Genomic DNA, 24,083 nt, shown 5'->3' with positions numbered 1-24,083 from the left:
CCGCCCCCGGAACTCCGGGGGCGGCGCGTTCGTTCTCATCTGTTTCTTGTCCGTTTCCCATCTGGCGGGCGTCCGCCACGCGGCGGCTACTCCTCGCCGCGCTCCTTCCGGTAGTCGGCGATGACCTTTTCGGCCACCGGCGGCGGGGCTTCCTCGTAGTGGTCGAATTCCATGGTGAACACGCCCTGCCCGCCGGTCATGGAGCGCAGGTCGGGCGCGTAGCGCAGCACTTCGCTCATGGGCACGTGGGCCTTGATCTCGGTGATGCCCACCTGCGAGTCGGAGCCCAGCACCTTGCCGCGCCGCGACGACAGGTCGCCGATGACGTCGCCCATGTACTCGTCGGGCACGGAAACGGTCAGCAGCACGATGGGTTCGAGCAGGGTGGGCTTCATCATTTCCATGGCCTTCTTGAAGGCCAGCGAGCCCGCGATCTTGAACGCCATTTCCGACGAGTCCACGGTGTGGTAGCTGCCGTCGTACAGCTTCACCTTGAAGTCCACCACCGGGCATCCGGCAAGGTAGCCGCGCGCGGCGGCCTCCTGCACGCCCTTGTCCACGGCGGGGATGTACTGGCGGGGGATGGAGCCGCCCACCACCGCATCCTCGAACACGTAGCCGGAACCGCGCGGCAGTCCTTCCATCTCGATCCAGCAGTCGCCGAACTGGCCGCGCCCGCCGGACTGCTTCTTGTGCCGCCCCTGCACCTGCGCCTTGCCCCGCACGGTTTCACGGTAGGGCACCTTGGGCGTCTTGAGCAGGATTTCGGTCTTGTAGCGGCGTTTGGCCTTTTCGACGGAAAGCTCGATGTGCAACTGGCCCATGCCGGAAAGCAGGATGTCGCTGGTTTCCTCGTCGCGGGCCAGCTTGAGGGTGATGTCCTCGTCCAGCAGCTTGTGCACGGCGGCGAAGACCTTGTCCTCGTCGCCCTTTTCCTTGGGCGCCAGCGCGTAGGTGATCAACTGCGGCGGTATGGCGGGCCTGGGCAGCGCGAAGGGGTTCTTTTCGTCGCACAGGGTGTCGCCGGTGCGGGTGCCCTTCAGCTTGGCCACAGCCACCACGGCGCCGGGACCCAGCACGTCCTTGCAGGGGGTCTGGGTCTTGCCGGTGAGGTACAGCAGCGAGCCCAGGCGTTCCGGCTCGCCGGTGGTCATGTTCTTCAGGGTGGATTCGGTGGAGACGGTACCCGAAAGCACCCGGATCAGGCTGAGCTGCCCGGCGAAGGGGTCGGCCAGGGTCTTGAACACGAAACAGGCGGCCGGGGCGTCCGGGCTGCTGGCCCGTTCGTTGCCGTCGGCGTCCAGCCACGCGGCGCGTTGCAGGGGCGAGGGCAGCAGCCGGTCGATGGCGTCGAGCAGTTGCGCGCCGCCCTTGTTCTCGATGGCGGCACCGGCCACCACGGGCACCAGGTCGCCCGCCAGCACGCCCTTTTGCAGGCCCAGGGCCATTTCCTCGGGGGTCAGTTCGCCCTCTTCGAGGTATTTTTCCATCAGGGTTTCGTCGGCCTCGGCGATGTTCTCGATGGTGGTCTCGCGCAGGGCGGCCACGTCGTCGGCCATGTCGGCGGGAATCTCGCCCTCGGTCACCTTGCCGTCGTCGCCGAAGAACAGGGCCTTGCCCGCCAGCACGTCCACCAGGCCCTTGAAGCTGGCCTGCTGGCCGATGGGCATGTACAGCAGCACCGGCCGCATGCCGAGGATGGCGGAAAGGCCGGAAAAGGCCATGTCGAAGTCGGCCCGGTCGCGGTCCACCTTGTTGATGAACACGGCGGCGGGCAGCCCGGCCGCCCGCACCGACTGCCACAGCTTGCGGGTGAGCGGCCGCACGCCGTCCACCGCGTCGATGACGAAAACGGCGGCATCGACGCCCGAAAGCAGGTAGCCGATGTCGCCGATGAAATTGTTGTCGCCGGGAATGTCGAGCAGGAAGTGGCGGGAACCGTTGCGCTGCAAGGTGGCCAGGGCGGGCTGGATGGAGCCGCGCCGCTTGGTTTCCTCCGGCTCGAAGTCGAGGGCGGTGGTGCCCTCCTCGATTTTGCCGAGGCGGCCGACCACGCCCGCCTGATACAGCAGCATTTCGGCGAGCGAGGTCTTACCGCAACCTCCGGTTCCTACGAGAGCATAGGTTCTTTGGGTTTCCAACGCCTTGGACATAATCCGTCTCCCTTGTTCCTGATGGTTGTGGAGATGAAATCCCTGCCGGGCAGGGCGCAGTGTCCATGAATGCGTGATGCCGCCAACAAAACCGTGTTCCGTTCGTGCTTCCTCGTGCGGGGCGTCGTCCCTGCGGCGACATGCGCCGGAGCCGTTCGTGCGGCGCCTGTCCAGCGTGGTGCGGCGGCGGCGCGGCGGTGGCGGGTGCCCTTGCCGCTGCGTGGGGCCATTGCGTGGTCCCGTGCGTCTCGTGGTGCCGCCGTGGCTGCCGTGGCTGCGGTTGTCGCGCTGTCGGGCGTTCTCCCCCGTGTCGTGTGGCGTATCGTCCGGTTTTCGGGCGGCGATGCGGGTTGGGGTTTGCGAAGGCGCGTTGCCGGTCCGTAACCGTTCCGCGCGGGAATCGTGACCGTACCGGACGTGCCGCCGGGCCTTGCCGATGGCTTTCCAGTTACGTAAGTCATAGGAAGACGTTAAGAAAGATGTCAAGGGCAATCTGGACAACGCCCCGGCGATCCGCGTCCCGCAACGGTTTGTGGGCGTCGCCCTGCCTGGGGGGGCGGAATGGACTCCGGCGGGGCGGGGTGCCGGCTGGCACGGACCGGTCTCGCCGACCGGCCCCCCTTGCGCGAGGCACACCTTTCGCGGCATGGAGTATGACATGATACGCGGCTTGATTCTGGGCGGCCTGTTCGTCCTGCTGATCTACCTGCTGTTGCGCTACGTGTGGCGGACCCGCCCGGAAAACCCGCGCGACGTGCTGCGCGAGGAACTTTCGCGCCGCCGGGCCGTGGGCGAAAGCGCCACGGGCATGGCCGAACGGCTGCGCGACGTGGCCCACGAGCGGTTGCGTCCGGTGGCCGCCGCCCTGGCCGAAATGCGCGAGGAATTGCCGGAGGACCAGCGCTTCGAGGTGCGGGACGACGGCGACACCCTGACCGTGCAGGCGGGCGGGCGCACCATCGTGGTCACCCACAACGCGCTCACGGTGCTGCTGGGCGACCGCGACGGCGAGGGCCGCCCCGGCGGGGACGGCGTCCGCCGCCCCCTGCGCGACGAACGCTACGGCATCCGCGTGGACGGCGCCCTTGAGGAGCACGCCGACCTTGCCGGAACGGTGCGGCGGCTGGCCTCGCTCATTGCCGACGCAGTGGCCGGGCGGACATCCACGTAGCGGACGGGGGCTCCGGCCAGGCGCATTGTCCGGGATTGCCCGAGCCCGTCCGAGCCCGTCCGAGCCCGTCCGAGCCCATCCGAGCCCGTCCGAGATTGTCACGCGGGGGCGCTGCTGCTAGGATGCGCCGACGGTCCGCACTCCCCTTGCCCGGTTCCAACGAACGATGCGGCGCGCGCGCCGAACGAGGTATCCATCATGTCCGACGACTCCAGCGAAGTGAAACTGTTCGCCCTGTCCACCTGCATCCACTGCAAGAACACCAAGCAGTATCTTGAAGAGCACGGCGTGGACTACAAGTGCGTGTTCGTGGACCAGCTGGAAGGCGACGAGCGCAAGGCGGTGCTGGAGGAAATCCGCGCCCACAATCCCAAGCTGTCCTTCCCCACTCTGGTCTGCGGCAACGGCCGCGTCATCGTGGGCTTTCACAAGGAAGACATCAAGGAGGCCCTGGACTTATGAGCGGACCCGCAACCGCCCAGGCGCTGCACGACATGCTGCGCAAGATTCAGGAACCCAAGGGCTATTTCTTCAACAAGGACATGGACATGACCATGCCCCTGCTGGAAAGCCTGCTGGTGAACAGGCAACGCTACGGCTACATGGCCTGCCCCTGCCGCCTGGCCCTCGGCGAGTTCGAGAAGGACCGCGACATCGTCTGTCCCTGCGTGTACCGCGAGGACGACGTGAAGGAATTCGGGGCCTGCTTCTGCGGGCTGTACGTGTCGCAAGCCTGGAACGACGAGGAGATTCCCCACGCGGTGGTGCCGGAGCGCAGGCCGCCGGAGAAATTGTTCGGCTAACTGTCCCGTCTGTTGATGCGGCCTCTTGACTATCGCCCAAAACAAAACGCCGCCGGATTCCCGAGGGAACCCGGCGGTATTTTTGTATTGTTTGCTTGGGCCGGGCGTGTGGGTACCCGCTAGGGCCTGTTGCCACTATGAGGGATTTTGTTCTCTGCCAAGGAAGAATGGTTTCTTTATGGAGGGAGTATACTTTTGTGGTATTCGACCGAAATAAAAAACCATTCTGACGCCGGCAGAGGGCAAAAGGCCCATAGTGGTGCAGGCCCTATACGCCAAACGCCGCCGCATGCCGCGCCGCAAACTGCTCCGGGGTAAAGGCGTGTTCCTGGGTGCCGTAGTGCTCCACGCAGAAGCTGGCGCAGGTGGCGCCCATGCGCGCGGCCTCCACCACGTCCCTGCCGTCCACCAGGCCCTTGATGAGCCCCGCGCGGTAGGCGTCGCCCGCGCCGGTGGGGTCCAGCACCCGGTCGGCCTTGACGGCGGGCACCAGCACCGGGCTGCCGTTGTCGATGCGCGAGCCGTGTTCGGACATGGTGGTGATGATCCACCCGGTGTGTTCCAGCAGTTCCGCCTTGGTGCGGCCGGTGGCCTTCATGATCATTTCCAGTTCGTAGTCGTTGCTGACCAGCATGTGCGCCCCGCAGATGGTTTCGTACAGCTGGTCGCCGGACAGGGCGGGAATCTGCTGGCCGGGGTCGAAGATGTAGCGCACGCCGCGTTCGCGGAACATGCGCGGCAGGCCCACCATGTCGTCCACGTTGCCGGGCGAGACGATGGCGATGTCGGCCGCCGCGTCCAGCGCGGGGAAGGGGTATTCGCACGGAAAGCGCATGGCCGCCGGGTTGAAGCCGGTGATCTGGTTGTCGCTCTGGTCGGTGGTGATGTAGGCCCCGGCGGTGAACTGGTCGTCCAGCTTGCGGACGCCGTCCTGCGGCAGGCCCAGCCTGTCCAGTTCCTCGGCGTAGCGGTCGAAGTCCTTGCCCACGCAGCACAGGACGTGCGGCTTCTCGCCAAGCAGGGCCAGGCTGTAGGCGATGTTGCCCGCCGTGCCGCCGCGCTTTTCCTCCAGCCGGTCGATGAGAAAGCACACGTTCAGGATGTGTATCTTTTCCGGCAGGATGTGGTCCGCGAACTTGCCGGGAAAGTTCATGATGCGGTCGTAGGCGAGGGAACCGGAAACGTAGATGGACATGCTAGGGCTCCTTGCGGGTTTCTTCGTCGATCCAGCCGAGAAAGGCGGCGCTGCCGCCGGTGATGGGCAGGGCCACCACGCAGGGCACCTCGTAGGGGTGCAGTTCCAGCACCGCCTGGGTCAGGGCGGGCACGAGGGCGTCGGCGGTCTTGGCGATGAACGCGGTTTCGGTGTCGGTCTGGATGTCGCCCGCCCAGCGGTAGATGGACCGGATGGACCCCAGCACGTTGACGCACGCGGCAAGGCCCCGTTCCACCAGGATGCGGCCGATGCGCTCGGCCTCTTCCGGATTGGGGGCCGTCATGTACACGATGACCGCCATGGGGACCTCCTGCGGTGGTGATGGGGCGTCCGTCTCGATAGGTCCGATAGGCCCGATGGTGGCGGATGGGGACGGATGCTGGCGGACGGGGCCGCGCATCGGGCCTTGGCGCGCGGCGTGCGCCGTCCATGTGCATAGCGGAGAAGCCACCGCACGGCAACGCGATGATCATGGTCCCGGCACCGGAATGACGCGAAGCGGCTGGGCGTGGCGGGCAGGCGGGCGGCCATGCGCAAGGCGCGACGCTTCCATGCAGGGCGCGCGCCGCCGTTCTCCGTCGCATGGTTGCGGGGCGGGCCACGGCGTGGCATATACTGGCGGACGCGCATCTGCCGGGCCGTTGTCCGGCCTATCTCCCCGTTTCCCTGTTTCCCCCGTTTCCTTAATCCGGCAGCCGCGCGCACATCCCTTCACGGAGCCTTTCATGCAGACCGCCGACCGCGCGGCCAGGGTGCTCGAACTCCTGCGCCTGCGCTATCCCACCCGCGAAACGCATCTTGTGGCCCGCGACGCCTGGGAACTGCTGGTGGCCACGGTGTTGGCCGCCCAGTGCACCGACGTGCGCGTGAACCAGGTGACCCCCGGCCTGTTCCGCCGCTGGCCCGGCCCGGCCGAGCTTGCCCGCGCCACGCAGGAAGAACTGGAAGAGGTCATCCGTTCCACCGGCTTCTACCACAACAAGGCCACCAACCTGCTGGGCGCGGCCCGCCGCGTGACCGAGGCGCACGGCGGCAAGGTGCCCCGCACCATGGCCGAACTGGTGCAACTGCCCGGCGTGGCCCGCAAGACCGCCAACGTGGTGCTGTGGGGGGCCTACGGCATCAACGAGGGCATCGCCGTGGACACCCACGTCAAGCGCATCTCCTTTCGCATGGGCTTTACCGAATCCACCGACCCGGTGCGGATCGAGCGCGACCTGATGGCCCTTTTCCCGCGCGATGCCTGGGGCGACGTGAACCACATGCTGGTGTGGTTCGGCCGCCACGTGTGCGACGCGCGCGCCCCGCGCTGCGGCGAATGCGAGATGATCGAGGTCTGCCCGCGCCACGGCGTGGGGGAAAAGCCCGGCGCTGCCGCCGGGGCGCGGGCCGTCCGAAGCGGGAAGAGCGGCAAGAGCGGAAACAAGGCCGCCCCCGCCAAGACCCCGGCCAAATCCCGTGGCGGCGGCAAGCCATGATCACCTCCACCTTCCGCCACCTGCCCGGCGTGGGCGCGGCCTTCGAGGAACGCCTGTGGCGCGGGGGCTGCCTGACCTGGGAGGACGCGGCCGCGCGCGGCGACATTCCCTGCCGCCGCCACGAGGCGGGCACCTTCGCCACCGGCATCGCCGATTCGCACGCGCGCCTCGCGGCGGGCGACGCCGCGTGGTTCGGCCGGCGTCTGGGCGCGGCGGACCAGTGGCGGCTGTTCGCCACGTTCCGCCACCAGGCGGCCTACGTGGACATCGAAACCACGGGCCTCGGCTGGCCGGAATCGCACATCACCACCATCGCCCTGTGGGACGGGCGGCAACTGCGCACCTACCGGCACGGCGACAACCTGGAAGCCTTCGCCGACGACATCCGCGACTACCGGCTGCTGGTGACCTTCAACGGGCGCGGCTTCGACGCGCCGTTCATCGAGCAGACCTTCCGCCAGAAGCTGGACATGGCCCACCTGGACCTGCGCTGGGTGCTCAAGCCGCTGGGCTACACCGGCGGGCTGAAACGGGTGGAGCGGGCCTTCGGGCTGGATCGCGGAGGGCTGGCCGGGGTGGACGGCTACACCGCCGTACTGCTGTGGCACCACTGGCGGAACAGCGGCGACGAACGCGCCCTGGAAACCCTGCTGGCCTACAACGCCGAAGACGTGCTGACCCTGGAACCGCTGGCGGTGCATGCCTACAATGCCCACCTGGCCGGGCTGCCCGCCCTGCCGGAGGTGCCGCTGCCGCAGTGCGGCCGGGCCGACAATCCCTTCCGCGCCAGCGCCGAGGTGCTGCGCAAGGTGGGCGTGCGGGTGGCGTAGGCGTCCGCGTCCCGCCGCCCCGCAACGGTGCGTTTCACCCCGGAGCATTCCGTTCCCACCCCGTCCTCCCCGCCGCATGCACGGCGGGAAGGACGCACCGTTGCGCCCGGCGCGGAAAAACAATTGCCCGTGGCGGCCCGTGTGGCATACTGGAACGCACGTCACGACCTTTCAGGGGGGCCGCATGAGCCAGACCAACATCCTGCTGGAATCGGGCACCAACGAGCTCGAAATCATCGAATTCTACATCGAGGAAACCCTGCCGGGGGGCAGGGTGTACCGGGGCTATTACGGCATGAACGTGGCCAAGGTGCTGGAGATCATCCGGCGGCCCACGGTCACCGGCGTGCCCAGCAAGCACCACCCGGCGGCGCTGGGCACCTTCAACCTGCGCGGCCGCGTCCTGCCCCTGGTGGACCTGGGCGGATGGCTGGGCAAGCAGGTGGTGGCCAGCGACGCGCTGAAGGTCATCGTCTCCGAGTTCAGCGGCATGGTCACCGCGTTCCTGGTGTCCGGGGTCACGCGCATCCACCGCCTGAGCTGGAGCCAGGTGGAGGCCCCGGACAGGCACATGCAGACCTACAGCGGCCAGTCGGTCATCGGGGTGGTGCGCTTCGAGGACCGCATCGTGTTCCTGCTGGACATGGAGAAGATCGTGGCCTCCATGAACCCCCGGCTGGACATGGGCAGCGCGGCGGAAGCCGTGGTGGCCGCGGCCTCGGTGCCCGAGCCGTGGCACGTGCTCATCGCCGACGACTCCTCGGCCATCCGCAACATGATCGGCAGCACCCTGGAGAAGGCGGGCTTTCGCGTCACCCGCACCAGCAGCGGGCGCGAGGCGTGGGACGTGCTGTCCGGCTGGCGCAAACGGTCGGAGGAAGAGCGCAGGCACATCTACGACTACGTGGACCTGGTGGTGTCGGACATCGAGATGCCCGAGATGGACGGCCACAACCTGACCCGGCGCATCAAGGAAGACCAGGTGCTGCAGAAGCTGCCGGTGGTGCTGTTCTCTTCGCTGATCACCGACGCCCTGCGCCACAAGGGCGCCGCCGTGGGGGCCGACGACCAGATATCCAAGCCCGACCTGCCCGGCCTTACCGAACGGGTGCGCGGCCTGATCGAACGGTTCCGCCAGCGGACGTCGGCCGCGTGATCCTGTCGGTCGCTCACGGCGGCGTGGATCGGAGGTGTGTGGCACGCCGGGCGTCCCGCACCGGTGTCGGCTAACGGAGTTCCCATCTTTTCGGGACCATGGTAGTGTCGCCGCCGTTCGGTGGAGTGGCGCGCCCCCATGGCCGGGACTTGTCCCGAAGACAGAGGAAACACCGGGGGACATCGGGGGCGCCGGGCGTGCATCGCGGGATGCGCGCCACGGTCCGTGCGGCACCGGCCGCACGCCGGGGGACGCCACGCCGGGACGGGGTACAGGCAGAACGCCGGACCGCAGGCAGGCCGTTGGCGGCGGCGGACCGGCAAAGGGGGGAGACATCATGGAACGCAGGCGTCATGCGCGCGTCTTTCTGAAGGCGTACGGGTTGAACCAGTCCTGTCGCGTGCACATGGGCGGCGCGGACCGCATCGCCCAACTCATCGACATCAGCCCCGGCGGTTCGCGCCTGCTGCTGGACGACGGCGGGGCCGTGCCCCCGCAGGGCACGCGCGGCGTGCTGCTGCGGGGCGAGAACTTCCGGCTGGCCTACCTGGTGGACGTGGCCTACACGGTGGCCTGGGTCAAAAGTGACCAGCCGGGGGGCATCGAATTCGGGGCCAGTTTCGACGTGGACCTGGACGCCTCGGTGTCGGGCCTGCAGGCGGATCTGGCCGATCTTGCGGGATAGTGGCGGGATAGTGGCCGATAGCGGCCGATAGTGGCGGGCTGGCCGGGTTGGCTGGACTGGCCGGAACTGGCCGGGTTGACCGGAACAGGGCGCACAAGAAAAGGGCGGGGAGCATGCTCCCCGCCCTTGCGTTTGTCCGTAGAATTCCGGGGCGGCCCGGCGTGCGCTACACCTTGGCGGCGGTGCGCAGGTCGGCCACGGCGTCGCACTGCTCCCAGGTGAACTCGGGCAGTTCGCGGCCGAAGTGGCCGTAGCAGGTGGTCTTGCCGTAGATGGGGCGGTTCAGGTCAAGGCGCTTGATGATGTGGTACGGACGCAGGTCGAACACCTCGCGCACGGCGCGGGTCAGCACTTCGTCCGACAGTTCGCCGCTGCCCAGCGACGAGACCAGCACGGAAACCGGCTCGGCCACGCCGATGCAGTAGGCGATCTGCACTTCGCACTTGGGGGCCAGGCCCGCCTTGACCACGTTCTTGGCGATGTAGCGGCCCATGTACGCGCCGGAACGGTCCACCTTGGAGGCGTCCTTGCCCGAGAACGCGCCGCCGCCGTGGTGTCCGGCCCCGCCGTAGGTGTCCTGGATGATCTTGCGGCCGGTCAGGCCGCAGTCGCCCATGGGGCCGCCGACGACGAACCGGCCGGTGGTGTTGATGAAGATTTCGCAGTCGTCGGCCATCAGGCCCTCGGGCAGCGTCTTCTTGATCACTTCCTCGATGATGCCTTCGCGGATGGTGGCGTTGGACACGTTGTCGGCATGCTGCGACGAGACCACCACGTTGTTGATGTGCACGGGCTTGCCGTCCACGTATTCGAACGAGACCTGGGTCTTGCCGTCGGGCCGCAGGAAATCGAGGACGCCGTCCTTGCGCACCTTGGTCAGGCGCTGCGAAAGCTGGTGCGCCCAGTAGATGGGGGCGGGCATCAGGGAGGGGGTCTCGTCGCAGGCGAAGCCGAACATCATGCCCTGGTCGCCCGCGCCCTGGTCTTCGGGGTTGCCCCGGTCCACGCCCTGGGCGATGTCGCCCGACTGCTTGTCGATGGAGGAGATGACCGCGCAGGTCTTCCAGTCGAAGCCCATGTCCGAGTTGCAGTAGCCGATGTTGCGGATGGTCGAGCGCACCACCTCGGGCAGGTCGGCGAAGCCCTTGGTGCGGATTTCGCCCGCGATGAAGGCCATGCCGGTGGTCACCAGCGTTTCGCAGGCCACGCGGGACATGGGGTCCTGCGCCAGCAGCACGTCGAGCACGGCATCGGAAATCTGGTCGGCCACCTTGTCGGGGTGGCCTTCGGTGACGGATTCGGACGTGAAGAAGTAGCGGCCTTTTCCGGGAATCATGCGGTCCTCCTGATGATGCGCGCGTGGCCCCGGCGTGTGGCCTGGCGCCCCGGCGTATGGTGCGGGCGCGGCGGGCTCGGGCGCGTTTCGATGCGTGGGTTGCGGTTGTCGGGTGCGGTGGCTCGGGGCTAAGGGGCCAGGGCCAGGGGCTAATCGCCGGCCAGCAGCATGTTGTCGATGAGCCGGGCCTTGCCCAGGCGGAAGGCCACCGCGCACAGGGCCGCGTCGGCGATGCGCGCCAGCGGTTCCAGGGTTTCCGGGTGCACGATGGACACGTAGTCCTCCTGCGCCAGGGGCAGGCTTTCGCGCCAGTAGCGGCGCATGGCCTCGGCCACGGCGGCGGCGTCGCGCTCGCCCCCCTGCACCAGCGCCCGGCCAAGGGCCAGGCCGTGGTGGATGTTGGGGGCCTGGGCGCGTTCCTCGGCCGAAAGGTAGACGTTGCGCGAGCTCATGGCCAGGCCGTCGGCCTCGCGCACGATGGGGCGGCCCACCACCTCCACGGGCACGTTCAGGTCGCGCGCCATGCGGCGGATGATGGCCAACTGCTGCCAGTCCTTCTGGCCGAACACGGCGGTGCGCGGCATGGCCAGCTGGAACAGCTTCATGACCACGGTGCACACCCCCCGGAAATGGGTGGGGCGCGAAACGCCGCACAGCGTGCCCGCCAGCGAGGGCACCTCTACCCAGGTGGCGTGGCCCGCCGGGAACATGTCCGCGGGCTGGGGGGTGAACAGCACGTCGGCGCCGTTGGCCTCGGCCACGGCGGCGTCGCGCTCGAGGTCGCGCGGGTAGGCGGCCAGGTCTTCGCCGGGGCCGAACTGCGTGGGGTTCACGAACAGGCTGACCACCACCTTGTCCCCCGCCGAGCGGGCGTAGGACATCAGGCTTTCGTGCCCGGAGTGGTAGTAGCCCATGGTGGGCACCAGCACGGTGTGCTGGCCGTCGGCCCGCCAGCGAAGGCAGGTCTGCTGCAACGTGCGGGGATCGGTAAGTATCTGCATATCAAGTTATCCGAATATTGTTGTGTAGGCGGGTATACACGCAGCCCGCCACGATGTCCAGCGAAAACGGCGGCCGATATGGACGGCGCGAAGCGGGCATGGCGCAGCGATGGCGGCGCGGGCCGGAGCGGCGCCCGCCCGGCAGGTTTGTCCGTGTGGCGCCGGAAACAGCAAAACCCGTACCGGGATGACCGGCGGCCCGGCCGATGGCCTGACGGGGGACTCGTTCCGGAGGGCCGGTGGCCCGGCGCCTTGCGCATCCCCCGTTCCGGCCGCGCTTGACGGAGGCGGTGGCTGCGGGCAAGAGCAGGGGCGGGACGGCCCGCACGCCATGGCGTGGCCTTCACCATCATCGTATGCCGGGAGCCGCATGGACGCGCCGAATTCCGACGATACGCCCGGAACGCCGCCGGGGGAAGCGGACCGCCCCGCCGCGGCGCACGCCCCGTTCCCCTCGTTCCATCAGGGGCAGCTGGACGTGTTCTGCGCCGTGTACGCGGTAGTCAACGCCCTGCGCTCCGTCCACCCGGTGGGCATCGGACAGGCACGGCGGCTGTTCAACGAAGTGCTGCTGGACCTTGCCCGCGACGCGGACGGGTTGCGCGCCGTGCTGTACAACGCCACCGACCACGACGCGCTGGTGCGGGCCGTGCTGGACCGCGCCGGCCGCGACGTGGCCGACCTGCGCGTCATGCGCCCCTTTGCCGGATCCCCGGCCCTGCGCGTGACCGGCCGGGTGGGGCCCGACGCCTCGGGCGGGCACCGCCCGCCCGCGCGGAAAACCCACGGCCCGGACGCCGCCGCCCAGCCCGCGCCCCGCGCGGTGTGGGAAACCCTGGCCAGATGGCTTGCGGGCGGCCCGGCGCGCGCGGCCGTGCTGCGCTTTCACCGCTACCTGCCGTTCAGGGGCGACCCGGTGGTGTCGCACTGGACGGCGGCCGGGCGGCTGCTGGGGGATACGCTGTTCCTGCACGACTCCAGCCGCGAAGCCAACGCCATCCATTCCATCGAACGGGGCGGCTTCGTCACCGCGCCGGAGCACCTCTGCGACGACCGGCTGCTGCTGGTGGAACCCCGCTGCCTGTACCTGATCGAAGTGGCGGGGTAGGCCCGGCCTTCACGTCGCGGACCTTTCCGGTCCCTCTCCTGGCTCTCGTCAGCCGCCGCATGCTCCGGCCAGCGCCGGGTTGCCGGTCATTCCTTCCCTGCGTCGTTTCCGTCCGCGTCCAGTTGGCGCAGTTCTTCGTCGGGCATGGCAAAGCCATGTTCCGGCCCGGGAAAGGCGCCGTTCTCCACCTCTTCCTTGTAGGCGGTCACGGCGGCCGTCACCTGTCCGGCCAGGTTGGCGTACCGTTTCACGAAGCGGGGCACCATGCGCTCCTGCAGGCCCAGCATGTCGTGCAGCACCAGCACCTGCCCGTCGCAGTCCGGCCCGGCGCCGATGCCGATGGTGGGAATGGTCAGCGCGGCGGTGATGCGCGCGGCCACGGGCGAGGGCACGCATTCCAGCACCACCGAGAAACAGCCCGCCTGTTCCAGGGCCAGCGCGTCGTCCAGCAGGCGGCGGGCGGCGTCGGCGGTCTTGCCCTGCACCCGGAAGCCGCCCAGTTGCGCCACCCGCTGCGGGGTCAGGCCGATGTGCCCCATCACCGGAATGCCCGCGTCCACCAGGGCGCGGATTTGCGGCAGGCACGGCCCGGCGCCTTCCAGCTTCACGGCGCGCACGCCCCCTTCGCGGAACAGCCGCCCGGCATTGCGCAGGGCGTCGGCCGGACCCGTCTCGTAGGACAGGAAGGGCATGTCCGCCACCACCAGCGCGCGAGAAACGCTGCCGGTCACCGCGCGGCAGTGGTGCACCATTTCGTCCACGGTCACGGACAGGGTGTCGTCCCGGCCCAGCATGACCATGCCCAGCGAATCGCCCACCAGGATGATGTCGATGTCGCAGGCGTCCACCAGGGCGGCGGTGGGGGCGTCGTAGGCGGTGAGCATGGCGATGCGCCGCGCGCCCTTGGCGGCGCGCACGTCCAGCGTGCCGACCGGGCGGCGCGGCCGGGCCGGGGCGTCGGTGGTGGCGGGGCGTTCCGGTGACGGATGGACGCTCATGTGAGGCTCCTTGCTGTGCGGTGGGGACGGAGGCGCCGGGGGGTGCCCGGGGCGGTTCATCCGGTGAACGGGCGGCGCGGGCCGCGCCGGGCAGCCATCCTACATCCGCCACCGGGGCATGGCAAACCCGGAAACCGGCGGGGAGGGCGGGAAGGAGCGGCGGCCGCATCCTTCGGGATTCGCGCGGAAAATCTTCGCCGGTCCGGCCCGGCCCAACGAGCGTAAAGAAAAGTGAAGGCCGCCCCCTATAGTTTCACATGGGCAGGCCGAAAAGAGGGGCATGAACGGCGGATGATCGCATGGATGCGATCGGCGTGGTGCCCCGCCCGGAACGGCGCAATATTCATGGAGGAATATTATGTCTCTCGTTATCAATCACAACTTGATGGCAATGAATGCCGCCCGCAACCTCAGCTCGTCGTACGGCAGCCTGTCCACGTCCGTACGCCGGCTGTCTTCGGGCCTTCGTGTCGGCACCGCCGCCGACGACGCAGCCGGCCTGGCCATTCGCGAACTGATGCGTTCGGACATCGCCGCCCTGAACCAGGGCGTGCGTAACGCCAACGACGCCATCTCGCTGATCCAGACCGCCGACGGCGCCCTCGGCGTCATCGATGAAAAGCTGATCCGCATGAAGGAACTGGCCGAACAGGCCGCCACCGGCACCTACACCTCGGACCAGCGTCTCATCATCGATTCGGAATACCAGGCCATGGCCTCGGAAATCACCCGAATCGCCAACTCGACGGACTTCAACGGCATCCACCTGCTCAACGGCAACCTGTCCGGCGCGACGCACGACGGCTCCGGCCTGACGTCCACCGGGAAGCTGAAGGTCCACTTCGGCACCGCCAACGACTGCTCGGAAGACTACTACTACATCCGCATCGGCACCGCCACGGCGTCGGCCCTGGGTGTGGGCGCTTCCGCCGCCGAAGGCGCGGGCAAGTCGATCTCCACGCAGTCGGCCGCGCAGGCCGCCCTGGAAGGCATCCAGAACGCCATCATCTCGAAGGACCAGATTCGCGCGAACCTTGGTGCGCTCCAGAACCGCCTGGAAAACACCATCAGCAACCTGCAGATCCAGGCCGAAAACCTGCAGGCCGCCGAATCCCGGATTTCGGACGTGGACGTTTCGAGCGAAATGACGGAATTCACCCGTCAGCAGATCCTCACCCAGGCTGCCGTCGCCATGCTCTCGCAGGCCAACTCCCTGCCGCGTATGGCCATGCAGCTGCTGGGCGGCTAAGGCAACACACCGTAAGGTGGAGGGGTTTCCGCAGTACGCTCGACCGGGCCGCGCAAGCGGCCCGGTTTTCTGCGTTCGTCACCGGCCCGCTGTTTACAGCGGGGGCCGGACTGCGGCATCGTGGGCAGGTCCGTATGCTGCACATCCATCAGGAGCGGCCCATGATCCCGTGTTCCCCGCGTCCCCCGCATTCCCCGCATTCCCCGTCGTCGCAACGGTCACCCCTTTCGCACCACGCGCGGCAGGGCAGGCCATCACGCCTGCCGGAGGCGCTCGCCGCCGTGTTCGTGGTGATGTTCGTCCTGCTGGGCGTCGCCCCGTACGACCGCGCGGTGTGGTTTCTGGAATGCACGCCCGTGGTCGCCATCTTCCTGCTGCTGGCGGGCACGGCGCGCAAGTTCCGGTTCAGCGACGCCGCCTACCTGCTGATGGCGGTATGGCTGTTCTGGCATACCGTGGGCGGGCACTACACCTTCTCGCGGGTGCCCTTCGGCGCCATTACCGACACCTTCGGCTTTTCGCGCAACCATTTCGACAGGGTGGGGCATTTCAGCGTGGGCTTCTATGCCTATGCGCTGGCGGAACTGCTCATGCGCCGCCGCCTGGCCGGGCCGGTGGTTTCCGTGCTGTTCGGGCTGTTCGCGGTGATGGCCGTGGCCGCCGGGTGGGAAATTCTGGAATGGCTGGTCGCCGTGGCCGAGGGCGGCGATGCCGGGCACGCCTTCCTGGGCAGCCAGGGCGACGAGTGGGACGCCCAGAAGGACATGCTGGCGGACACCCTGGGGGCGGTCTGCGCGCTGGCTCTGTTCCGGCTGTACGGCAGGCGCTGGGGCAGCATGGACCCGGCGTAGGCGGGGCAGGGTGCGCGCCGGAGGACGGGCAGGCGCCGGAAGGCAGGCGCACCGCGTGGCATGAACCGGCGGACAGCGGCGCAAGACGTTGGCCGGGGCCGTTTGGACAGCGCCGGGGAAATGCCGTATGCCGGACGGGCGCGCCGCGCGGCGCATCCGGTGGCCTGCCGCCGGGCGCTGGCGGCCGACGTCGTTTTTTTCCGGAGCCTTGCCATGACCGCCTGCAATCCCCAGTTGAACCTTCAGGGGCGCGGCCGCCTGAAGCGCATCGTCGACTTCCTGAACGAGGCGGGCATGCTGCGCCTCACGCCGCGCACCGGCTACCAGTTTCTCGGCACCGGCAGCGAGAACGTGGCCGAGCACTCCTTCCGCACCGCCATCATCGGCTACGCGCTGGCCCGCATGGCCGGGGCCGATCCTTCCCGCACCGCCATGCTGTGCCTGTTCCACGATTTCCACGAGGCGCGCATCGGCGACTTCAACTACGTGAACCGCATCTACAACACCTCGAAGCCGCGCGATGCCGTGGTGCACGCCGCCGAGGGCACCGGCCTCGAAGTGGACATGCTGGAGTTCTGGGACGACCTGGAAGCCTCGCGGACGCCCGAGGCGCAACTGGCCCACGACGCGGACCAGTTGGACCTGATCCTGAACCTGAAGCGCGAGCTGGACCTGGGCAACAAGTACGCGGGCAAGTGGATGGAAAGCGCGCTGGAACGGCTGCACACCGAAGAAGGCCGCGAGCTTGCCCGAACCATCGCCGAGACCGACCACACCGACTGGTGGTTTCTGGGGCCCGACCGGGGGTGGTGGGAGAGGAAGAACGGGAAGGAATAGGGGCAAAGCTGCGCTGGTTGGGGATGGGGGAGTGTGGGGTTGAGGACGGTTTCTGCGAAGGCCCGCCAGCCCTGTTGGATACGTCTGGTATTGGCGTGCCATTGCGGTGAGAGGGTCGTGTGCCTTGTTGCGCGCGGCTTCTACGAAGACACGCCAGCCCTGTTGATCACGCTCGATTTCGTTATGTCTCCGACGGACAGGGGGCCGCTAAGCGGCGGCCCCCTGTACCCCCGCGCTCCGGGGGGCGCTGCCCCCCTGGTCTCCCCAGGTTTTCATGCGCCGCATTCTTTATGCCGGGCAGCTTCCCTGCGGCGCTGGCGCGCCTCGGGTGATCTGCCCGGCTGAATGCGTATGCGCGCATATCTCTCGTCGCCTTGCCGATGGTTCGGGTTGTGCCTTTACCGTTCAGTCGAGTTGCGGTGCACCCGCAACGCCGGAGCTTCCGCCGTCGCAAAGCCTCCGGCGGCGATCTCCGGCTGCGGGCGCAATCCGCGCGTGTGTTACACTTTGCCTGAAGGGCCTGACGCCTTGCCTCATTGTAACGACAGACCAGCCGCGCAGGGCCGAATGTTGCTCAAGGGAAGCGTGATGTGCGTAGAAGCGTGTGACGCCGGGCTTTGACGGCGGCACATGCGTCGCAACGGGGGTGGGGCTAAGAGCCCCCAGTAAGATAGAGACGGCGAGAGATTCGCGCACATCGCATTCCCGTCGCCAGATCACCCGAAGGCGCTTTGCGCCGAAGGGAAGCTGGCGGCGAAGGAATGCGGTGCAAGATAACCCGGGGTTCCAAGGGGCGGAGCCCCTGGAGCGCGGGGATGCAAGGGGCCGCCGCTTAGCGGCCCCTTGCCCGCCGGAGGCATAACGAAATCGAGGGTGGTCAAGAGGGCAGAACTGTCTTCGTAGAGGCCGGTTGCAACAAGGCCCCCCATCCACCATTCCCACCCGCCGGAGACATAACGAAATCGAGCGCTATCAACAGGGCTGGCGTGTCTTCGTAGAAGCCGTGCACAACCGCGCACTACCCGTCCCATCCCCTTATCACTCAGGATTCCTAAGCACCTCCAGCACCTCCACCCGCGACGCCTGCCACGCCGGGTACGCCCCGGCCACCAGCCCCAGCAGCACCGAGGCCACGCAGGCCCCCACGATCAGCAGCGGGTCGTACAGGTACGGAAAGTCTCCCACGGCGTACACCACGCTGACGATGCCCACGGCGGCCAGCACCCCGGCCGCGCCGCCCACCCCGGCCATCACCCCGGCCTCGGCCAGGAACTGGCGGATGATCACCGTGCGGCTGGCGCCCACGGCCCGGCGGATGCCGATTTCCAGCCTGCGGGCGCGCACCAGCAGGATCATGATGGACAGGATGCCCAGCGCGCCCACCGCGAACGAGATGGACGACGACAGCACCCCCAGCGTCCACACCAGGTCCAGCGCCTGATTGCGCAGGCGGGCCGAATCCTGCGCCGAGATCACCGAAAAATCGTCCTTGCGGCCCGGCCCCATGTGGTGGCGTCGGCGCAGGATGTCGGTAACGGCGGCCTTGGCGGCTTCCTCGTCCTTCTGGTCGTGCAGGTTCATGAACACACCGCTGATCCAGTCCTGGTTGGCGAAGCGGCGCATGTACGTGGACAGCGGGGTGAAGACCATTTCATCAAGGTTGGCCCCGGTCACGTCCTGCCCCTTTTCCGGCAGCACGCCCACCACCAGCACGTTGGCGCGAAAGAAGAACACCTGTTTGCCCACGGCCTCTGCCGGGTCGCCGAACAGGCGCTGCGCGATGGCGAAGCCCAGCACGCAGACCTTGGCCTGCGTCGCCTCCTCTTCCTCGTTGTAGTAGCGGCCGTGCTCGGTTTCCAGCATCCGCACCTGCGCGTAGACCGGGGGCGAGGCCATGAGCTGGCTGTTGGTGGTCACCCGGCCATGGCGCACCGGCATGGACCCTCCGGCGTAGGGAGCGCCAAGGCGCACCTGGGGTATGGTCCCCAGGATTTCGCGGGCGTCTTCCAGGCTGAAGGTGGTGGTCATGCCGGTGACGCGGGTGGCCCCTTCGCGCCGGAAGCTGGCCTGCCCGGACAGGGCCTGCAACAGGTTGGGGCCAAGGCGCTGCGTCTCGATGTCGGCCTTCTTGACCATGGCTTTCGAGATGTGCAGCACGGCGGTGAGCGCCAGCGCGCCAAGAAAGACTCCCAGCATGGCCAGCACCGTGCGCATGCGGTGCGCGGCCAGCGAGCGCAGGGCGATGCGCAGGCGCTGCATCACTCACCCCCGCGCAGGGCCTGGATGGGGTCCAGCGCGGCGGCCTGCCGCGCCGGGCGCAGCCCGAACACCAGCCCCACCGCCGTGGCGGCGGCCAGGGCCAGCAGGAACACCTTCACCGACAGCACCATCTCGATGAGTCCAAGGCGTTCCAGCGTCTGGCCCATCAGCGCGCCCAGCACCACGCCGCCCACGGCCCCGCACAGGGTCAGCGCCAGGGATTCCATGAGAAATTGCAGCAGGATGGCCCGGCCCGGCGCGCCCAGGGCCTTCTTGAGCCCGATCTCCACCCGCCGTTCGGTGACCGAGAGCAGGAACAGGTTGGCCAGCACGAAGCCGCCCACCACCATGGCGGCGGCCGCCGTCACCCCCAGGAATAGCACCAGTCCACCCTTGATAACATCCAGGAATTTCAGCACTTCGCGCGCGGTGAGCACGGTGAAGTCGTCAGGGTCTTCCGGGGCCAGGCGGTGCAGGTGGCGCAGCAGGCTGCGCAGGTCTTCCACGTGGGCGTCCATGCCCGCCGTGTCCTCGAATTTCACGCGCAGGGCGCGGAAGTAGCGGCGGTCCATGTTGAAGCGCTGGGTCAGCGTGGTGAGGGGGATGACCACGCGGTCGTCCACGTTGCCGCCGCCGCCGGACATGCCCCGGTACTGCATCAGCCCCACCACGGTGAACGGCACGCCGGACATCAGGAAGGTGCGGCCCACGGGGCTTTCGTCGCCGAACAGCTCGCGGGCGGGCTTGTCGCCCATCAGGGCCACGCGCGCGCCGCGCTGCACGTCCTCGGCCGTCAGGTCGCGGCCTTCCACCAGCGGCCAGTTCCAGGCCTTGGCGTAGTTCTCGGTGGTGCCCGCCACCAGAGAGACGTCGTAGTTGTTGGCCTCGTGCTTCAGGCGCACGTTGCCCCTGGAACGCATGGGCAGCACGATGTACGCGCCCGGCAGCGACTGGCGGATGCGCGCCGCGTCCTCCCAGGTCAGGGTGAGGGTGCGCGCGCCCACGGCGCGGTTGACGATGTTGCCGCCGAACACCAGCACCGCGTCCGGCCCGAACATGTCGGCGATTTCGTCGGCCTTTCTGGACGCGCCGTCCACGGCGGCCACGATGACCGTCAGCGAGGCGATGCCCAGCGACACGGCGGCGATGACGAAGAAGCTGCGCAGCCGGTAGGCCAGCAGCGCGGAAAGGCCCAGCGCGGCGGCGCGCCAGGTTTCGCGCAGCAGGCCGGACAGCCCGGACAGGCCGGACAGGCCGGAGAAACCCGACGGGCCCCGCCCGCCGAAGCGGCCGGGCGCCGGAGCGGTAGCCGGACCAGTCGCCGGACCGGATGCCGTGCCCGCCGGGGTGGTCATGCGGGCGCCTCGCTGGCGGCCCCACTCCCGTGCAGGCCGTCGCTTTCGATGATCCCGTCGCGGATGACGATGCGCCGCCGCGCGCGGGCGGCGGTTTCCGCGTCGTGGGTCACCACCACCACGGTCTTGCCGGTGCGGTTGATGTCCGCCAGCAGGTCCAGGATGTCGGCGCTGGTGGTGGAATCGAGCTGGCCGGTGGGTTCGTCGGCCAGGATCAGCGCGGGGTCGTTCAGCAGGGCGCGGGCCAGGGCCACGCGCTGCTGCTGCCCGCCGGAAAGGCGCGCGGGCACGAAGTCCATGCGGTCGCCCAGTCCCACGCGATGCAGCAGTTCCTCCGCCCGCTTGCGCTGGGCGCGCAGGTTCTTGTGGCTGTACAGGCCGGGCAGCAGCACGTTGTCCAGCGCGGTGGCATAGGGGATGAGGTAGAAGTTCTGGAACACGAAGCCGGTCAGCTGGTTGCGCGCCTCGGACCGGGCGTCGTCGTCCAGGTGCGACACGTCGTGCCCGTCCAGCACGTAGCGGCCCGCGGTGGGGCTGTCCAGCAGGCCGAGGATGTGCAGCAGCGTGGACTTGCCCGAGCCGGACGCGCCCTGGATGGCCACGAACTCGCCGTGCGCGATGGAAAAGCTGACGCCGCGCAGCACGTCCACGGTCAGGTCGCCCTGCCGGAAACTGCGGGTGATGCCGGAAAGCTCGACCAGTGCGCCGGGCGTTCCGGGCGCTGTGGACGACCCGGCCACGCCGGGTGCGCCAACGGGAGGGGATATGGGTGCGGTGGTCATTGCCAGCGCCCGCCTACCGGCCCGGCCGCCCGGAACCGGGACCGCCGGGTCCGCCCGATCCGCCCGGCCCGCCAGACGCCTGCTCGGGCCGCGAGCCGCCGCGCGAAGCGGGCAGCACCACCCTGGTGCCCACCACGTCGCCCTCTGCCAGTCCTTCCAGCACCTCGCTGGTCTCGGCGCCTGTCAGGCCGATGCGCGGCCGCACCCTGCGGATGTTTCCGCCGTCCTGCACGAACACCACCTGTTCGCCGCCCACCCATTTCAGGGCTTCGTTGGGCACGGCCAGCACGCCGTCCTTCTGCTGCACCACGATGCGACACTGGGTGGTCATTTCCGGCCGCAGGTCGGTGGAGGTCTGCGGGGTAAGGCGCACCAGCGCCCGGTAGTACACGATGTTGTCGCGGATTTCCGGCTGCGGGTAGATCTGGTTCACCGTGCCGCTGAAGGTGCGGCCCGGCAGCGAATCCACGCGGAACTCCACGGACATGCCGGGGGTCACCTGGCCCACGTCGGTCTCGTCCACGTAGATCCACATTTCCAGCCGGGTGGGGTCCAGCACGGTGATCAGGTTGGCCACCTGGAAGCCCGCCACCACGGTTTCGCCGCCCTGCGCCGTGACCTCGCTGACCACGCCGTCCAGCGGGGCGCGGATCACGGAATAGGACAGGCGGACGTTGGTGGCGTCCAGGGCGGATTGCGCCTCCTGCACGGCCTCGCGGGCGCTCTTGATGGCCAGGGCCGATTCGCGTTGCAGGCGGTCCAGGGTGGCCTTGCGCGCGGCCAGGATGTTGCCGGTGGTTTCCGCCTGCTGTTTGGCCTCGTCCAGGGTGTTGCGGGCGTCCAGGTCCTGGTCCACCAGGGTGCGGCGGCGCTTCAGGTTCAGGGCGGCATAGTCGTAGTCGGCCTGCGCGGCGGCCACCTGGGCCTCGGCCTCGCGGATTTGCAGGGGGTACGACGCCTCCACCTTGGCCAGGTCCGCCCTGGTCCTGCGCAGGGTGGCCTCGGCCTGGTCCTGCTGGGCGCGCTGCTCGCGGTCGTCGATTTCGGCGATGATCTGCCCGGCCTTCACCGCGTCGCCCACCTTGACGTGCATGGTGCGGATGATGCCGGTGAACCGGGTGCCGGTCTTCACGATGGCCCCCACCTCGGGCTTGATGATGCCCGTGGCGTCCAGCACCTTGCGCACGGTGGCCCGGGCCACCGTGGCGGTCTGGGTGATTTCGGTGCGGCCTTCGCGCCGCGACAGGAGGTAGGCCGCGGCCAGGGCCACGGCCAGGGCGACGGCGAGGCCGATGATGATCTTCTTGCGCATGGGGTTCCCGTATCCGTGTCGTCTGGGCGGTCCGTGCAGTGGGAAGGGCGTGCGGGGTCGGGGGAAACGTGGCGCCGGGGTCGCGGCGGTCAGCGGGGCGCTTCCGTCCGTGCCGCCCGGTGAGCCAGGGGCGAGCCCGGCGTATGGCGCGGGCCGCCGGGCAATGCCGGGACTATAAGTATTCGCGCGGCGGAGGGGAAGGGCATGCGGCGGATGGAACGGCAAAGATCGTTCCGTCCCGTCCCGTCCTGTCCCGTCTGGCGCCGCATGCCGGGGTTGGCGTGGCCCCCCTTCCGTGCCGATCGCCCTGCTAGTCGCCGGGCGCGAGCGCGGTGAGCCTGCCCGATCCATCAGGCCCGTCGGCCAGGCGCAGGCCGAAGCCCGCCCACAGTGCCGCCAGCAGTTCCACGCCGGGTTCCATGTCGGGCGAACCGGCCACGTGGCGGTTGCGGAAGAAGGCGTGCAGGTCGCGCGCGGCGGCGGGCAGGTCCGCCCGGTGCAGCAGTTCCGCGCCGGGGGCGGCCAGGCCGGGAAAGTGGTCCAGGGTGGCCCAGGCGTGGGCCAGGGCCAGGGAAATGCGCATCACCAGCGGGCGCACCGCGCGCAGGTAGGTGGCGGTGTCGCCGGTGCGGGCGTGGTCGTCGGCCAGCATGCGCAGCCAGGTGCGCGCGTCGGCCGAGGTGGCGTGGCCGAGGTCGGCGGCAAAGGCATGCAGCAGGGCGGTGCGGGCGCGTTCGGAAAGCTCCTGCCGCAGCACCTTGCGCAGCAGCCCGTCGCGGAAGTCCCACGCCTTGCGCGCGGCGTCGTATTCGCCGAACAGGCGCGAGACGGCGGTGAGCAGCACGGCGTGGCGGTCCTGGCGGGGGGCGCCTTGCGCGCCGCGCAGGGGCACGGGCAGCCGCCCCCTGTTCACCAGCCGGGTGAACTCGCGCCAGTACAGGGCGTAGCGCATGTGGGCGTCGTGCTCCGGTCCGTAGATGCCGGGGTGGAAGAGCAGCACCCAGCCGCGTTCCGAGGGGATGGCGGCCGTCATTACGGACGTGGCCGGGGGGGCGGACGGGGCCGTGGGGACAGTCGAGGCGGCAGGGGCCTTGCGGGATCGGGCGGCATGCCGGGACGCATGGCGGTGCGGGGCCAGCGCGGCCAGCGTGGCGTCGAAGTCGGCGGGCACCACGATGCGTTCGATGCGCACCACGTCGGCCAGCCCGCGCGCCGCACCCGCGATGACGCCCAGTTCCTCGCGCGCGGCCTGGGGACCGGTGCCGCCCTCGGGGCCGCGCAGGGTTTCCGGCAGGGCCGCTTCCACATCCACCGAAATGCGCATGGCGTGCTCCTTGCGTCGCCGCGCCCCCACGGAATGCGGGGACGCGCCCCACGATGTAGAGGATGCGCGGAGCCGGGTCAACCATCCGGCCGGGCTGCCGTTTCCGGCCCGCCCGCCCCGCCGGAAGCGGCCCGCCATGCGGCGCGCGCCGGGGGTGTTGACACCGCCGCAAGCGGATT

Annotated in this window: 22 protein-coding genes; 11 read left to right on the top strand and 11 right to left on the bottom strand. The window is 69.0% G+C overall.

What is annotated here, in order from left to right:
• Positions 1-86: 86 nt before the first annotated feature.
• On the bottom strand, positions 87-2,153 hold the full coding sequence (locus V6B97_RS02105) for an elongation factor G (RefSeq protein ID WP_333504834.1): 2,067 nt from the start codon (positions 2,151-2,153) through the stop codon (positions 87-89).
• A 658-nt stretch (positions 2,154-2,811) separates the two neighbouring features.
• Between V6B97_RS02105 and V6B97_RS02100 the strand changes: the two genes are divergently transcribed.
• The 3 genes from V6B97_RS02100 (at position 2,812) to V6B97_RS02090 (ending at position 4,127) form a co-directional block, all read left to right on the top strand.
• Positions 2,812-3,324 carry a hypothetical protein gene (locus V6B97_RS02100; protein WP_333504833.1) on the top strand — a complete coding sequence of 171 codons (513 nt, stop codon included), beginning with the start codon at positions 2,812-2,814 and terminating at the stop codon, positions 3,322-3,324.
• A 198-nt stretch (positions 3,325-3,522) separates the two neighbouring features.
• Complete coding sequence (locus V6B97_RS02095) at positions 3,523-3,786, top strand: glutaredoxin family protein (RefSeq protein WP_333504832.1); 264 nt, start codon at positions 3,523-3,525, stop codon at positions 3,784-3,786.
• Complete coding sequence (locus V6B97_RS02090) at positions 3,783-4,127, top strand: ferredoxin-thioredoxin reductase catalytic domain-containing protein (RefSeq protein ID WP_333504831.1); 345 nt, start codon at positions 3,783-3,785, stop codon at positions 4,125-4,127. The genes V6B97_RS02095 and V6B97_RS02090 overlap by 4 nt, the downstream gene beginning before the upstream one ends.
• A 268-nt stretch (positions 4,128-4,395) precedes the next feature.
• Here V6B97_RS02090 and V6B97_RS02085 read toward each other — a convergent pair whose 3' ends face one another.
• Complete coding sequence (locus tag V6B97_RS02085; protein ID WP_333504830.1) at positions 4,396-5,322, bottom strand: carbohydrate kinase family protein; 927 nt, start codon at positions 5,320-5,322, stop codon at positions 4,396-4,398.
• 1 nt (position 5,323) lies between these two features.
• Positions 5,324-5,644: a divalent-cation tolerance protein CutA gene (gene cutA / locus V6B97_RS02080; RefSeq protein WP_333504829.1), complete on the bottom strand. Its 321-nt coding sequence runs from the start codon at positions 5,642-5,644 to the stop codon at positions 5,324-5,326.
• 424 nt (positions 5,645-6,068) lie between these two features.
• Here cutA and nth point away from each other — a divergent pair, with 424 nt between their 5' ends.
• The 4 genes from nth (at position 6,069) to V6B97_RS02060 (ending at position 9,492) form a co-directional block, all read left to right on the top strand.
• Entirely contained in the window at positions 6,069-6,821 is a 753-nt protein-coding gene (nth, locus tag V6B97_RS02075) for an endonuclease III (RefSeq protein ID WP_333504828.1), read from the top strand.
• The gene (locus V6B97_RS02070) at positions 6,818-7,651 is read left to right on the top strand and encodes a ribonuclease H-like domain-containing protein (RefSeq protein ID WP_333504827.1); all 834 of its coding nucleotides are present in this window, start codon (positions 6,818-6,820) and stop codon (positions 7,649-7,651) included. The genes nth and V6B97_RS02070 overlap by 4 nt, the downstream gene beginning before the upstream one ends.
• Positions 7,652-7,835: 184 nt before the next feature.
• Positions 7,836-8,807, top strand: coding sequence for a chemotaxis protein (locus V6B97_RS02065; RefSeq protein WP_333504826.1), 972 nt, complete (start codon positions 7,836-7,838; stop codon positions 8,805-8,807).
• A gap of 337 nt (positions 8,808-9,144) precedes the next feature.
• Entirely contained in the window at positions 9,145-9,492 is a 348-nt protein-coding gene (locus V6B97_RS02060; protein ID WP_333504825.1) for a PilZ domain-containing protein, read from the top strand.
• A 166-nt stretch (positions 9,493-9,658) separates the two neighbouring features.
• Here V6B97_RS02060 and metK read toward each other — a convergent pair whose 3' ends face one another.
• Entirely contained in the window at positions 9,659-10,828 is a 1,170-nt protein-coding gene (gene metK / locus V6B97_RS02055) for a methionine adenosyltransferase (RefSeq protein WP_333504824.1), read from the bottom strand.
• Between the two features lie 149 nt (positions 10,829-10,977).
• The gene (panC, locus tag V6B97_RS02050; protein ID WP_333504823.1) at positions 10,978-11,829 is read right to left on the bottom strand and encodes a pantoate--beta-alanine ligase; all 852 of its coding nucleotides are present in this window, start codon (positions 11,827-11,829) and stop codon (positions 10,978-10,980) included.
• Positions 11,830-12,199: 370 nt separating this feature from the next.
• Between panC and V6B97_RS02045 the strand changes: the two genes are divergently transcribed.
• Positions 12,200-12,937 carry a hypothetical protein gene (locus V6B97_RS02045; RefSeq protein ID WP_333504822.1) on the top strand — a complete coding sequence of 246 codons (738 nt, stop codon included), beginning with the start codon at positions 12,200-12,202 and terminating at the stop codon, positions 12,935-12,937.
• Positions 12,938-13,023: 86 nt separating this feature from the next.
• Here the strand turns inward: V6B97_RS02045 and panB are convergent, their stop codons facing one another.
• Entirely contained in the window at positions 13,024-13,935 is a 912-nt protein-coding gene (panB, locus tag V6B97_RS02040) for a 3-methyl-2-oxobutanoate hydroxymethyltransferase (RefSeq protein WP_333504821.1), read from the bottom strand.
• A gap of 358 nt (positions 13,936-14,293) precedes the next feature.
• Between panB and V6B97_RS02035 the strand changes: the two genes are divergently transcribed.
• The 3 genes from V6B97_RS02035 (at position 14,294) to V6B97_RS02025 (ending at position 16,872) form a co-directional block, all read left to right on the top strand.
• Positions 14,294-15,184 (top strand): flagellin N-terminal helical domain-containing protein, encoded by an 891-nt coding sequence (locus V6B97_RS02035; RefSeq protein ID WP_333504820.1) that lies wholly within the window; start codon positions 14,294-14,296, stop codon positions 15,182-15,184.
• Positions 15,185-15,477: 293 nt separating this feature from the next.
• Positions 15,478-16,035 carry a DUF2238 domain-containing protein gene (locus V6B97_RS02030; RefSeq protein WP_333504968.1) on the top strand — a complete coding sequence of 186 codons (558 nt, stop codon included), beginning with the start codon at positions 15,478-15,480 and terminating at the stop codon, positions 16,033-16,035.
• 213 nt (positions 16,036-16,248) lie between these two features.
• Positions 16,249-16,872, top strand: a complete 624-nt coding sequence (locus V6B97_RS02025; RefSeq protein ID WP_333504819.1) for an HD domain-containing protein — start codon at positions 16,249-16,251, stop codon at positions 16,870-16,872.
• Positions 16,873-17,910: 1,038 nt separating this feature from the next.
• Here the strand turns inward: V6B97_RS02025 and V6B97_RS02020 are convergent.
• The 5 genes from V6B97_RS02020 to V6B97_RS02000 all read right to left on the bottom strand — a co-directional run bounded on the left by V6B97_RS02020 (position 17,911) and on the right by V6B97_RS02000 (position 23,904).
• Positions 17,911-19,131 carry an ABC transporter permease gene (locus V6B97_RS02020; protein ID WP_333504818.1) on the bottom strand — a complete coding sequence of 407 codons (1,221 nt, stop codon included), beginning with the start codon at positions 19,129-19,131 and terminating at the stop codon, positions 17,911-17,913.
• A complete protein-coding gene (locus V6B97_RS02015) occupies positions 19,131-20,486 on the bottom strand; it encodes an ABC transporter permease (protein WP_333504817.1) in 1,356 nt (451 codons plus the stop codon). Before V6B97_RS02015 ends, V6B97_RS02020 begins: the two co-directional genes overlap by 1 nt.
• Positions 20,483-21,268, bottom strand: coding sequence for an ABC transporter ATP-binding protein (locus V6B97_RS02010; protein WP_333504816.1), 786 nt, complete (start codon positions 21,266-21,268; stop codon positions 20,483-20,485). The genes V6B97_RS02015 and V6B97_RS02010 overlap by 4 nt, the downstream gene beginning before the upstream one ends.
• A 13-nt stretch (positions 21,269-21,281) precedes the next feature.
• Positions 21,282-22,580 carry an efflux RND transporter periplasmic adaptor subunit gene (locus V6B97_RS02005; RefSeq protein ID WP_333504815.1) on the bottom strand — a complete coding sequence of 433 codons (1,299 nt, stop codon included), beginning with the start codon at positions 22,578-22,580 and terminating at the stop codon, positions 21,282-21,284.
• A gap of 310 nt (positions 22,581-22,890) precedes the next feature.
• A complete protein-coding gene (locus V6B97_RS02000) occupies positions 22,891-23,904 on the bottom strand; it encodes a hypothetical protein (RefSeq protein ID WP_333504814.1) in 1,014 nt (337 codons plus the stop codon).
• Between the last annotated feature and the right edge of the window lie 179 nt (positions 23,905-24,083).

Origin of the sequence: Nitratidesulfovibrio sp. 1201_IL3209 (genome assembly GCF_036763125.1) — a bacterium.
Lineage (GTDB): Bacteria > Desulfobacterota > Desulfovibrionia > Desulfovibrionales > Desulfovibrionaceae > Cupidesulfovibrio.
The sequence above is the reverse complement of the archived record's forward strand: the minus strand, read 5'-3'. Positions and strand labels throughout refer to the sequence as shown.